Source organism: Pseudomonas sp. TH41 (genome assembly GCF_016650695.1).
Classification (GTDB): domain Bacteria; phylum Pseudomonadota; class Gammaproteobacteria; order Pseudomonadales; family Pseudomonadaceae; genus Aquipseudomonas.
Genome location: NZ_JAEKFH010000005.1, coordinates 121,154 through 133,213, shown reverse-complemented (window position 1 = coordinate 133,213; position 12,060 = coordinate 121,154). Strand labels below are relative to the sequence as shown.

At 56.1% G+C, this 12,060-nt stretch carries 9 protein-coding genes and 2 pseudogenes; 4 read left to right on the top strand and 7 right to left on the bottom strand.

Annotated features, from left to right (window positions below; genetic code table 11):
• Positions 1-14: 14 nt before the first annotated feature.
• From JFU37_RS19090 to JFU37_RS19070, 5 genes are all read right to left on the bottom strand, one after another.
• Positions 15-1,271 (bottom strand): MFS transporter, encoded by a 1,257-nt coding sequence (locus JFU37_RS19090; RefSeq protein ID WP_201117384.1) that lies wholly within the window; start codon positions 1,269-1,271, stop codon positions 15-17.
• 60 nt (positions 1,272-1,331) lie between these two features.
• Positions 1,332-2,693 carry an outer membrane beta-barrel protein gene (locus JFU37_RS19085; protein WP_201117382.1) on the bottom strand — a complete coding sequence of 454 codons (1,362 nt, stop codon included), beginning with the start codon at positions 2,691-2,693 and terminating at the stop codon, positions 1,332-1,334.
• A gap of 67 nt (positions 2,694-2,760) precedes the next feature.
• On the bottom strand, positions 2,761-4,377 hold the full coding sequence (gene mhpA, locus JFU37_RS19080) for a bifunctional 3-(3-hydroxy-phenyl)propionate/3-hydroxycinnamic acid hydroxylase MhpA (RefSeq protein ID WP_201117371.1): 1,617 nt from the start codon (positions 4,375-4,377) through the stop codon (positions 2,761-2,763).
• Positions 4,378-4,496: 119 nt separating this feature from the next.
• Positions 4,497-5,417 carry a VOC family protein gene (locus JFU37_RS19075; RefSeq protein WP_201117369.1) on the bottom strand — a complete coding sequence of 307 codons (921 nt, stop codon included), beginning with the start codon at positions 5,415-5,417 and terminating at the stop codon, positions 4,497-4,499.
• A gap of 81 nt (positions 5,418-5,498) precedes the next feature.
• On the bottom strand, positions 5,499-6,332 hold the full coding sequence (locus tag JFU37_RS19070; protein WP_201117367.1) for a fumarylacetoacetate hydrolase family protein: 834 nt from the start codon (positions 6,330-6,332) through the stop codon (positions 5,499-5,501).
• Between the two features lie 179 nt (positions 6,333-6,511).
• On the opposite strand from JFU37_RS19070, the gene JFU37_RS19065 reads away from it, so the two are divergent.
• The gene (locus tag JFU37_RS19065; protein ID WP_242485781.1) at positions 6,512-7,213 is read left to right on the top strand and encodes a GntR family transcriptional regulator; all 702 of its coding nucleotides are present in this window, start codon (positions 6,512-6,514) and stop codon (positions 7,211-7,213) included.
• A gap of 296 nt (positions 7,214-7,509) precedes the next feature.
• Here JFU37_RS19065 and JFU37_RS19060 read toward each other — a convergent pair whose 3' ends face one another.
• Entirely contained in the window at positions 7,510-7,887 is a 378-nt protein-coding gene (locus JFU37_RS19060; RefSeq protein WP_201117364.1) for a c-type cytochrome, read from the bottom strand.
• Positions 7,888-8,107: 220 nt separating this feature from the next.
• Between JFU37_RS19060 and JFU37_RS19055 the strand changes: the two are divergent.
• Positions 8,108-8,451: pseudogene (locus JFU37_RS19055) on the top strand (transposase); the annotation flags it as partial.
• 798 nt (positions 8,452-9,249) lie between these two features.
• Positions 9,250-9,486 (top strand): annotated as a pseudogene (locus JFU37_RS19050) (transposase domain-containing protein); the annotation flags it as partial.
• A gap of 103 nt (positions 9,487-9,589) precedes the next feature.
• Here JFU37_RS19050 and JFU37_RS19045 read toward each other — a convergent pair.
• Positions 9,590-10,492 carry a LysR family transcriptional regulator gene (locus JFU37_RS19045; protein WP_242485780.1) on the bottom strand — a complete coding sequence of 301 codons (903 nt, stop codon included), beginning with the start codon at positions 10,490-10,492 and terminating at the stop codon, positions 9,590-9,592.
• 124 nt (positions 10,493-10,616) lie between these two features.
• On the opposite strand from JFU37_RS19045, the gene JFU37_RS19040 reads away from it, so the two are divergent.
• Positions 10,617-12,047 (top strand): aldehyde dehydrogenase family protein, encoded by a 1,431-nt coding sequence (locus JFU37_RS19040; RefSeq protein ID WP_201117362.1) that lies wholly within the window; start codon positions 10,617-10,619, stop codon positions 12,045-12,047.
• The last annotated feature ends 13 nt before the right edge of the window (positions 12,048-12,060 follow it).

Below are 12,060 nucleotides of genomic sequence, written 5' to 3'. Positions count from 1 at the left end.
GAGAGTGAATTTTGTTAAACGCTGTCGATGCCTTCGACCCCAGGCTCGGCCACTCTGGCGGGTGCGGTTTCACGTAAAAAGGTCGCGACCAGCAACCCGACCACCACCGCGCCGAGTGCCAGATACATCGTGTTTTCGATCCCGTGATGCTGTGCGATATAACCCGCGATAGCCGGCGCGACACCGCCGCCAAAAATCTCACCAATGCCCACCACCAACCCGGTAGCGGTAGACGTCAGCGCGGCCGGCACCGATTCACTGGTGAGTGGTCCGACCGTCATGCAGATCATGCTGAAGTTGAAGAAAATCGTCAGAAACAGTAGCGCGAACAACTTGACCGGCTCGGCACCAGTGCCCATCAGCAACCAAAGAAATGCGCCGGTGGCGACGAACGAAATGAGCACCACCGGTTTACGGCCGATGCGGTCTGACACGGCAGGCATGATCAATTGCCCGAGAAAACCACCCAGGCCAATGGCCGACATGACGAAGCCCATCTGCTGTACTTCCAGGTGCAAATAGTCCATCAAGTAGTTCGGCATCATCACGCTGATCACGAACAGGCAGGTCAGCATGCAGAACATGCCGACGATGTTCAGCAGTACGTTGCGATAGCGCAGGGCATCCAGCCAACGCGGGTGATCCACTGCGGCACTCGCTTCGGCTTTTTTCGCAGTGGCTGCGCGCGTTTCCCGCAAGTAACGGTACATCGCCAATGCCAGCAGGAAACCCGGCAGCGAAACGATTGCGAACACCCAGCGCCACGAAGGCACGACGAGCAACAGCTGTGTGGCGAGTATGGGCGCGAGACCCAAGCCGAGGATCGGGAAAAACGCCTGCTGAATGCCGATGTTCATCCCGCGCCGGCGAGGATGCGATGACTCTGCCGTGGCCGCCAGGGCTGTTGGGGTGAAAGCGCCTTCGGAAATGCCCATGATCGCGCGGATCAGCATCAACCCGCCGATGCCGGTCGCCAAACCGGAAAGGCCTGCGAGCAGCGAAAACACCAGCACGGCCGGAATCAGCACTTTGCGTCGACCTATGCGATCGGACAGCCGCCCCATGAAGATCGAGGAAATGCCCCAGGCCAAGCCCAGTATCGCCGTCACGTTGCCCAGATCCTGATAGTTCAGGCCCAGGTCTTTCATCATCACCGGGAATAGCGGCAGGATGATAAACCGGTCCAGGCCCACGAGGCCGAAGCCCAAGGCCAGCAGGGCTACCGCTTTGAATTCGTAACGCACATCCCACGCATGCTTATTGTTATTCATGGTTGTTACCCGGATGGAGTTTAGGGTTAGTGGCCGTACGTAAGCCCGGCCGCCAAGGTCTTAGAAATAAAACAGCGCTTCAACTAGGCCGGTCAGCTGCGTGTTGTTGCGACCCGCGCCAAACGGGTGATCGTCGGCATTGCCATCAAACACGTCGTAACGCACTTCAGGGCGCAACGAGATGTACTTGTTCAGGTCATAGCGCAGGCCCGCAGTGAGGGCATTGAAATTGCCGCGAGCGGTAGATACCGGCAGCAGGATGAACCCGTCGGGATCGGCAAAATGTTCGGCTCGCACCGAGTAGGAGAGGTCCGGGCGTTGCTGGTAGGTGAGCACCGCATTGGCACCCCACCAATGGGCGCCATCGAAACCAGGACCGTTGATGATGTCGATGGTTGTGGCCTTGCCGTCACCGTCCTGACGGCCATAAACCAGCTCGGCGCCCATCGACCAGTTTGAGTCGAAACGATGCCAGCCGTTGAGCGAGTGTTGTTGCTTTAACTGACCCTCTGGCGACACCAAGCGCGACGTTGGAGCCTGCACATCGCTGAAGCTGTCGTTCTGTTCATCCCCTACGATGAATTCATAGTCCACCCAGGTCTGCATGTCCGCAGTACGCCAACGCAAGGCCCCCATCATCGACTTCTGGTGGTTGTTATCGCTCAGGTTGTCCCAACCCTGGACGACGCCCAATTCGGCGCCGAGAATCGACGATTCGCCGTTGTACAATCGCGTACCGAGCAGCACGCCACTTACGGTTCCCGGCTCGCTAACGAAGGCGTAGGTCTTGCTGGCAAATTGATTGCGCGCAGCACGGATGTTGGGCGGTATCTCATAGCCCATGGCTGGGCCGAATATACCGGCCATGACAGTGATACCACGGCCGTAAGGCAGGTAGGCGGTGGCGGCAATGTTGGGAATGGCAAGGAACTTCTGCTTGTCGCTCTGGGCCTTGGCGAGGTTGTTATCACCAGGAGCGTTAACGTCCCAATGCTGGTCCCAGCCCGCGGTGCGGGCGAACTGGGCATTACGCCCGTAGTTCATTTCGAAGGTAAAACCGAAGGATGCTTCGCTCGGCGCAGGACCTGGCAACGGCGTGATACGTGGCACCATGGTGCCCTTCAGGGGCTTGTCGACGAACAGATGCAAGCTACCCCATTCCAGGCCCTCGTCGGCGAAACCAACCACCGGGAGATTGCTCAACCCATCCTGACGCTCATCGTGTGTCGAACGATTATTGCGAGAGTAAGCGACGTCAAAAAGGCCAGAGACCTGAATCCCGTAATCCTTTTCCAGTGTGTCTCCAAACAAGCTACGAAATAGCGTGCCTTCACCCGTTTCAGGGGTTTCGGCGGCGTGTGTGTTGAGTGTTGCGAAGGCGGCCAAAACCGCACCAAGCGTTTTCACCTTGATGTTGATCATTATCTGTCTCTTGTTTTTGTTGTCAGAGTTTTAGAGAGCGGGGCATCCATGCCTCCGGGAAATCGTGTCAGGCGTGGCGGGCCTTTCCACCATTGACGACATGGGTTTGGCTGCTGTGCTGCAATTGCTCGCGCAGGGAGTGGAGCAATTTTGGCAGCGCAGACAGCTCTGCGACGCCGCCATAGCAGTAGTAGTCGGGGCGCACGATGAGGGCTTTGAGTCCGGCCTCGGCCATGAATTGCAGGTATTTGCCAGAGACATCGCGATAGATGCCTCTGCTGCTGTCAGCCGTTTCCGCGAGCCGAACGACTTTCACGTCGTAGTCACGAATGAATGCCAGCTGTTCCGGGTCGAGCACCGCGAAAGGATTCTCGTCACCTCTCACCAGCAAGTGGAAGCTGCGTCCGATGACATCGTCATAGCGGCTGACCTTGCCACCGATTTCGATCGAACCGTGCACCCCAAGAATGCCGCGCAATTGGCCATCCTCTTGCAATAGACCATCGGTTAAACCCGGGAACGGCGGCAGTGGTGCGACGTTGCCGCTCAAATAGGCTGCATCGCGCTCGGCGGCCTTCACCGGGTCCGATACGCAAACGACTTTACCCATGGCCATGGACGCTTCGATCACGGCGCGGATCTGCGGTTTGCGCTCCAGTGTGTAGCTGTCCAACAGGCTGTTGTCAGCCAAACCGCGGAGCAGCAAATCGAGACGCCAGGACAGGTTCCATGCATCCCGGATCCCCGAGCACATGCCTTGGCCCATGAACGGTGGCATCACGTGGGCCGCGTCGCCGGCCAGCATTACCCGACCGCTGTGCCAGTTCGAGGCAATGCGTGAACGGAACTGATAGACTGCGTGGCGCACCAAGTCAGCGGTGTCCGGCGTCACCCAGCGCGACAGCAGTGACCAGACCTTGTCGGTGTCTTGCAATTCTTCGATGGTTTCATGGGGCAGGCGCATGAATTCCCAGCGGCGATAACCGGGACCTCCAGGGACCATGGTGGTCGGTCGTTCGGGGTTGCACCATTGGCCGATGTCCGGCACATCCAGTTGCACACCGGACTTGGGTTGCAAGTCGACTACCAGCCAGTCTTCCTGAAAGCCCAGATCCTGCCATTCAACTCCCAGCGACTGGCGCACGAAGCTGTTGGCGCCGTCGGCACCGATCACATAACGAGCCCGGACACTTTGCTGCTCTTTACCGAGTGAAAACTTGCCGTCTTCGCGGATGACCCGATTGAGAACCATATCGCAGCCTTGGGTGTCTTGTTTCAGCGCAGTTGCTTCCCAGCCCTGATGGACCTGCACGTTGCCGATGCTCTTGGCTTTGCGGTCCAGTGCGGCTTCCAGCGATGGCTGATTGAACAGGTAACCGAACGGCCCGTCACTGATGGATTCAGCCGACCAATCGATCTCTACCAGGACTTTCCAGTCAGCGTTGAACCACTGGTAGCGTGCCGACGGCTGGGAGATTTTCGCCAGTTCTTCGCCAAGGCCCATGGAAAGGAAAATACGGCGAATCTCATGATCGTAAAATACTGCCCGCGGGAGCGGGTAAAGCGCTGGCCAGCGTTCGAAGACGGCGACTGAATAACCCATTTGGCCCAATAGAATGGCCAGGGTCTGGCCCACGGGGCCGTAACCGGCAATGGCGACATCGACTGTAGTGTGCTGGTTCATGATCTGTGCCTCGTGTACTTCGCAATGATTTCCGGACATGGCCGGGCCTGTTGCGCGAACCAGGGAGGCTCGCGCAATGCAGGAATTCCATTTTTTTTAAACAATAAGCGGCAGGCGACTCAGGCAGGTGCCGGGGTATCCGCTTCAGTGTTGAAAATGAAGTTGTCCGGCACGTCCGGGCCCCAGAGGTACAGTGAGTTTTCCGGGGGGTAATCGCCGGCAGGCCATTCGCTGCCTTCGGAGATGTAGTCCATGTCTGCCGAGTATTCGCAGAACGAACCCCACGGATCCTGCACGTAATGAAAATAGTTCGAACCCAGGCAATGACGGCCCGTGCCCCAGCCTTTCACGTGTCCCGCCGCCGCCATTTGCGAAGCGCCCGCGCCGACTTCATCAATGCTGTCGACTTCCCACGCAGCGTGGTGCCAGCCCTTGGCGCTGCTCTTGGCGAACGCCACCAGATGATGGTCGCAACCGTGGGCGGCATGACTGAAGGCGATAATGTCCATCGACTTGTCGGAGAGCTTCAAACCCAGGGCTTGTTGGTAAAAGTGCAGCGCGCCAAGGACATCGGGGGTAAACAACAGGACATGGGATAAGCGGCGAGGGCGGACCTGCGCCATGGCGTTGCGGGTCGTTGCGCCGCGACTGTTGGAGGGGGTGATGCTGTTGTGGTGGTCGGACTTTTGATCGGGCATGGTTTTTTCGCCGACCTTCACGTGCAACAGGTTGCCGTCCGGGTCGCGAAACCAGATTCCGGCTTCGGGACGATCTTCGAACACCCCGCCAGCGGTTTCGATCTGCTGGCGCAACGCAGCGTAATCCTGCTCGTAGCAGTTGAAACTCAGATAGGCGAGGGACTTGGAGGCCGCAGGGAAAATTTTTGCCCAGACATGGCCGTCAGTTGCTCGCAACAAAAGCTGGTTCTGTTCACGGAGAACGTCGAGGCCGAAGCTTTCGAAGAATTGGCAGGCTTCGTCCAGAGACGGGACGTTCAGCGCGTAATGATCGATTGAATGCACACCATGGGACACGCTCATGATTGCCTCCATTTAATTATTCTTGTAGTGGGGCGCAGGGGCGAGGTCGGCCCTGCGCCGAGTTCGAAGCTGTGTCTGTTATCAGACTTCGTCGACAACCGGGTTGACCAGTTTGCCGATGCCCTCGATCGATACTTCGACCACATCGCCTGCTTTCAGATAAACCTTGGGATTCATGCCAAAACCAACGCCAGCCGGGGTACCACTGACAATCACGTCGCCTGCTTCGAGAGTGACCGCTTCACTCAACGTAGAGATGATGGTGGCGACGTCGAATAGCATGTCTGTGGTGTTGGCCGATTGTACTACCTTGCCGTTGACGCGTGTCTCAAGCAACAAACCCTTGCCACCCGCTGGCAACTCATCGGCAGTCACTAGCACCGGCCCGAACGCACCCGTGTCATCGAAGTTTTTGCCGACGGTCCACTGCGGCGAGATGAACTGATAATCGCGTACCGAGCCTTCGTTAAACAGCGCATAACCGGCGACGTGATCGAGTGCGTCTTCCTTGCGGATATGACGACCGCCGCTTTTCAGAACCACAGCCATTTCACCTTCGTAGTCGAGGGTGTCGGAGATGCGCGGACGAATCAGCGGTTTGTTATGGGCTGTCAGGCTAGAGTTCCAGCGAGGAAACAGGGTGGGGTAGGTCGGTTGAGCGTAAGGGGACTCTTTGGTGTGATCGGCGTAGTTCAGGCCGACGCAAACGATTTTGGTCGGACGCTCCATCAATGGCAGGTAAGCGTCTTCGGCGATTTCGACGATAGCGCCATTGGCACCTTGGGCATGAGTGGTCAGATCGACACCTCGCGCCAACAACGACTCAAGCGTTTCGGTTCCTAGTACGCGTACGCCGTCGGCAGTGACGACACCCAGAACAGGTTGACCTTGATTGAGGAAGCGGACGTAGCGCATGACAGGTTTCTCTTGTTGATTTGATGGGCGCCGGTGGTGAAGGGCAGTACCGACTGCGTGTTGACAAAGCTAGAGCCAAAAAAATATACCGTCAACAAAAAAATATATATTTAAGATGATGTGAGAAATTATTCATCCTGTGTATGATTCGTGCAGACAAGCGAAAAATGGAGTCGACCTTGAATTCCCCTTTGATCAACTGGCAATCGGCCGAGCCCACCGAAAAGCGCACCATGGCTTCGCAGCTGGAAGAACGGATTCGCCAGGACATCATCAATGGCCAATTGGCTCCGGGCAGTCGCCTGCGTCTCAAGGAATTGTCCGAAGCCTACGACGTCGGTGTGATTCCGCTGCGTGAAGCCTTGTCGCGCCTGGCCAGCAGTGGCTTCGTATCTGCCGCCGATCAGAAAGGTTTCAGTGTCGGCCGTATCTCTGCAGCAGAAATCGCCGACATCACAGCTGCGCGATTGCACATCGAATGCAAGGCGCTTGCCGATTCGATTCGTCAGGGTGATGTGGAGTGGGAGAGTCGTGTTCTTGCCGCTCACCATCGACTGGATCGCCTGACCATCGTCGAAGGCCCGGAGCGACTGCTAAAACCCGAGTGGGAAAAAGCTCACGAAGTATTCCATCAGGCGCTGATCTCCAGCTGCAATTCACCGACATTACTGCGGCTGTGCTCGTCACTGCGAGACCAGACAGCGCGCTATCGTTTTCTGTCGATGCACTATGCCGACAGCAGCGCACGTGATGTGCCGAACGAACACCGCCAGTTGATGGATGCTGCGCTGGCCAAAGACATCGGCAAGGCTTGCGAATTGCTGTCCAGCCACTACCAGACCACGACCGACTCGGTGCTAAAACACGCACTGTTGGGATAGCGGTGTCGTTCTCTCGATCAAGTTTCGTTGCGAAGCCAGGTGTGCCACAGGTTACGTAGATAAAACTAAATGACCGACATTGATCATTTGTGAGTGACCGCTCTTGGCCGTTATTTGCCTGTCACGACCGCAGCCGACTGCTGCTGGATGCGAAGAGCCGCCCGAGCTTGTATTAATCCGAGATTGTTCATTAGCGATGTGCCCGCGAGAGGTCGACTGGCTCACCGGCATTATCCCACAAGCCCTCAAACCTGAAATGGCTTTTAGATTTCTGGGCCTACCTCTCATCTCAAAAATCATCTATTTTTTGAAATCACACCAACCATGTATTGATTTAAATCGCGCAGATCTTTAATCCCCCATGAGTACGGCGATAGCTTTACACCATTCTCTCGCAAAGTTTTTGGAATCAAGTCTCCATTTGGACGAAGTATTATCGATGATACAATCACGCCCGGATAATCATTTAATCGTTTTTTGAAAGCGGATGTTGTTAGGTCAGGTGTAGGAGGATTGCTTTTATTAGCCAATGGTCCTGTTGCTTTGAGTTCTATTCCGTGGCACATGGTGCATCGCTGTAAATAGAGATTTTTTCCATTAACATTATCCGCGAAGGATAGTGATGTTTGAATTAGCGATAAAATTCCTAGCGAAGCGATGAATGATATTTTCATTGTTTGTATCTTCCTTGATGGGATCTGCGTCGATTGGACGCGATTTGGTGCGCGGGAAAGATATCAGCCATCGTGTCGGCACACACAGTCATTTCTGATGCCCATTGAATCAACTCGTTTTCCAGGCGCATCCCAGTGACCGCTTCTGGCCGAGAGTGTGTAAAAACGCCTCCGCGAACCCTTGCTCTGATTTCTGAGGATTTCATCGCAAGGATCGCCCATGAAGCGCTTTATCCAAGGTGAACATCGAGGCCAAGGCTCCTTACCTCCCAAGAGCCTCGATGACTACGTCAGCGATCCAATCTGATGCGTGTAGTCGACGTCTTCGTCGACGAACTCGACCTGGTCAATCTGGGTTTTGAAGGTGCCGTTCCAACCGATACTGGCCGGCCGGCTTGCCATCCCGCGATCTTGCTGAAGATCTACATCTACGGCTATCTCAACCGCATCCAGTCGAGCCGACGTTTGGAGCGAGAAGCTCAACGCAACGTCGAGCTGATGTGGTTGACCGGGCGTTTGATGCCGGATTTCAAGACCATCGCCAACTTCCAGAGGAAAAGGGGGACAGATTTATTTTCAGAAAATAAATCTGTCCCCCTTTTTGTCAGTAGTGCTCTAATTTCATGATGTGAATTAAATTTTGGGGAAAATTTTATGGCACCACTTATAGGGCTTTTTATAGGCGCAGGCGCTTCCTATGAAGCCTCAATGCCTTTGGTTTTGGAACTTACTGAAGAGATTAAGGGTGGCTCACTACCGATAAATTCAAACAGCTCAATGAGAGCTGGCGGGCACAGGGTGGTGGCTATTCTGAAATTGTAGTAGATGATTTTTTAGTCGTGCTAAATATGGGTAATCTACATTATGAAAGCATATTAGGTTACCTTGAGGCTCAATCTAAGCGCAATGGAGATTATCTTCAGGAATATTCTGGTCTCTATTCGTGGATGGTTGAACTTGTATATAGATTGCTTTATTTTCGGCAGGTGAATAACGAAGATTTGATCGATAGTCAGTTGCAGCGATATGAAGGTTTTTGCTCATTAATCAAAGGGGATTCACCTCTCTGGGTTTTCTCGCTTAATCACGATCTGATTATTGAGTCCATTGCGGAGAAATTTTCTATTCCTATATATACCGGTTTTGGCTCCGGACGAGTTACTCTTCCAAGGCGAAATGAAAAAGGAGAAAAAATTGGATTTATTGAGGCTGAAGTTCTAACTGAGAATGAGTTGGAGAACGGGGCAATGTACTTTCCGAATCCGCCTTGTCGGGGAATATATCTTTTGAAAATTCATGGCGCCTTGGATGTTTTTACATTTAACGAGGGGAAGGATTTATTGAAATTTGCCCGAGCTGAATATCGAGGACGGCGCTATGCCCATTATCAACGCAGTCGAAAATCAGATAAGGCCGTGCGCACTTGGACGCTCGAACTGGTTGTTCGCCGGGTCACTACGCAGCGGCAAGCGGGCAGCTGCGATCATGAGCTTGATCCAGTCGGCACGCATGAATGGGCATGATCCGTATGCCTCTCTCAAAGATGTGCTGATGCGGCTGCCGACGCAGCGCGCGAGTGCAGAAAATAAATCTGTCCCCCTTTTTGCCTTGTCCCCCTTTTTGCCTTTTTGCCATGACCGAAAAGACAGTCACGATATTCGATTGCGGTTAAGCGCCATCCGGTGCCGACTCGTCGCCCGAATCAAACCAGATTGGGCCGCAACTCGTGCACCAGATCAATCAGTGCGCGCAATCGCGCCGGCACGAAGCGATGACCCGAGTAATAAAGCCTCAACCCGCCAAACGACGGGCACCACGGCATCAGCACCGGCACCAGGGCGCCGCTTGCCAGTTCTTCCTGGATGAACCACTCGGAAATGAAACCGATGCCAAGGCCCAACAACACGGCCTGTTTGATGGCCGGCAACTCATTGAATGCGAAGCGCACCGGCAGATCCATCTGCAACTTCTGGCCGTCGCGCTCCAGTTCCCAATGGTAGAGGCCACCGTGGGCCATGCGCATGCCGATGCTCTGGTGGCTGAGCAGGTCTCGCGGGTGCTCGGGCACGCCATGGCGTTCGAGATACTCGGGCGTTGCCACCACGAGCATCTGGATGTCACCTGACAGCGCCACGGCAATCATGTCTTGCGGTACGGACTCTGCCAGGCGAATCCCGGCGTCGAAGCCCCCGGCGACGATGTCGACCATGCTTGATTCGCTGACGATGTCGATGCGCACCTCGGGATAGCGCTGAGCGTACTGCTTGAACAGCGGCTCCAGCAGCAGGTAGGCCGCGCCATGCGGTGCATTGATGCGCAGTGTGCCGCTGGGTTCGTCGGGGCCGACGCTGGCCTCTTCGCCGGCACTTTTGATCTGCGCCAATGCAGGGGCAATGCGCTCCACATAGCGTTGCCCGATGTCGGTGAGGGCAACGCTGCGCGTGGAGCGATTGAACAGGCGCACCTTCAGGCGCGCTTCCAGGCCGGCCACCGCGCTGCTCACGGCGGTGGTGGACATGCCCAATTCCTGTGCCGCGCCACGAAAACTGCTGCGGCGCGCAACGGCCAGAACCACTTCCAGCTCGGTCATTCCTGTTTTGTGCATGGATTGTCCTGAAAATGCGGATGCTTCATAAGCCAAAGGATAGCTTATCGGAACAATGAATCCTTCTTAGACTTCACTTCACAGAGGCTCGATTCAGGCGAGTCATTTTGAGCGAGGAGTCGCCATGCAGCGCATTGAACACATCTACATCAACGGCGAGTTCGTCATTCCGCACGGTCAGGAATGGTTCGACCTTCATAACCCGAGCACCGAGGAAGTCATCGGTCAGGTTCGGCTGGGCGATGCACTGGACGCACAGCGTGCCATCGCAGCCGCCAAGGCTGCGTTCCCGGCCTGGGCTCGTACAAGTCGGGAGGAGCGCATTGCGGCACTGCAACGCATGCACCGGGCCGTGGCGGCAAGGGAGGAAGAACTGCTGGAAGCCATCCTCGTGGAATACGGCGCGCCTGCGGTTCGCGGGCGCTGGATGGCGACTTATCCGGCTGATGTGATTGCGCAAGCGATCGATGCGCTGGAGGCGTTCGATTTCGAGGAACAGGTCGGCATGGCCAGGGTCATTCTGACGCCCGTGGGCGTGACCGGTCTGATCACGCCCTGGAACAGCAATGCGGGCTTCATCTGCAACAAGCTGGCCACCGCGCTGGCGGCAGGCTGCACCGCCGTCATCAAGCCCAGCGAGATGAGCGCGTTACAGACGCAGGTCGTGGTCAGGGCGTTGCACGAAGCGGGGCTGCCACCGGGTGTATTCAATATCGTCAACGGACGGGGCGATGTGGTTGGCGAAGAAATCGCCCGCCATCCCGACGTTGCCAAGATCTCGTTCACGGGTTCGTCCGCTGTCGGTCAGCATCTGGTAAGAACTGGTGCCGACACCATGAAGCGCGTGACGCTCGAACTGGGCGGCAAGTCGCCCACCGTGGTGCTCGACGATGCGGATTTCCAGGCGGTCATGCCATTGGTGCTGCAAGCCGGATTTCTCAATAGCGGCCAGGCTTGTATCGCGGGCACGCGCATCCTTGTGCCGCGCAGACGGTTGGCAGAGTTCGAGAGGATTGCGAAGGAGGGCGTCTCACAGATTCAATCGGGCGATCCGCGCAACGCCGACACCGACATCGGCCCGATGGTGAGCCAGAAACAATGGGAACGGGTGCAGCGCTACATCCGTATCGGCCAGGAAGAAGGTGCGAGGTTGCTGGTGGGTGGCGAAGGTCGCCCGGAAGGCTTGCACGCCGGATGGTTTGTGAAGCCCACGATCTTCACTGATGCCAACAACCGGATGCGCATCGCGCGTGAGGAAATCTTCGGCCCCGTGCTGACTATCATCCCCTACGAGGATGACGCTGATGCGATCAGCATTGCCAACGATACGGACTATGGGCTGAGCGCCCTGGTGCTGGGAAAGAGCCCCGAACGCTGTATGAATATCGCCCGTCAGATCGATTCGGGACGTGTGCTCATCAACACCCTGGCCCACGAACCGCGTGCCCCCTTCGGTGGATTCAAGCATTCAGGCCTTGGGCGCGAAATGGGCAGGTGGGGGATGAGCGCGTATCTGGAGCCGAAGACATTGGTCACGTGTGACCCGTTGAAATGACCGGGTCGGGTTC

Bases quoted from the DNA above. Each gene is read 5' to 3' on its own strand.
- JFU37_RS19040 (WP_201117362.1), top strand. From the start codon at position 10,617: ATGCAGCGCATTGAACACATCTACATCAACGGCGAGTTCGTCATTCCG.
- JFU37_RS19070 (WP_201117367.1), bottom strand. From the start codon at position 6,332: ATGCGCTACGTCCGCTTCCTCAATCAAGGTCAACCTGTTCTGGGTGTC.
- JFU37_RS19090 (WP_201117384.1), bottom strand. From the start codon at position 1,271: ATGAATAACAATAAGCATGCGTGGGATGTGCGTTACGAATTCAAAGCG.
- JFU37_RS19075 (WP_201117369.1), bottom strand. From the start codon at position 5,417: ATGAGCGTGTCCCATGGTGTGCATTCAATCGATCATTACGCGCTGAAC.
- JFU37_RS19060 (WP_201117364.1), bottom strand. From the start codon at position 7,887: ATGAAAATATCATTCATCGCTTCGCTAGGAATTTTATCGCTAATTCAA.
- JFU37_RS19045 (WP_242485780.1), bottom strand. From the start codon at position 10,492: ATGCACAAAACAGGAATGACCGAGCTGGAAGTGGTTCTGGCCGTTGCG.
- mhpA (WP_201117371.1), bottom strand. From the start codon at position 4,377: ATGAACCAGCACACTACAGTCGATGTCGCCATTGCCGGTTACGGCCCC.
- JFU37_RS19085 (WP_201117382.1), bottom strand. From the start codon at position 2,693: ATGATCAACATCAAGGTGAAAACGCTTGGTGCGGTTTTGGCCGCCTTC.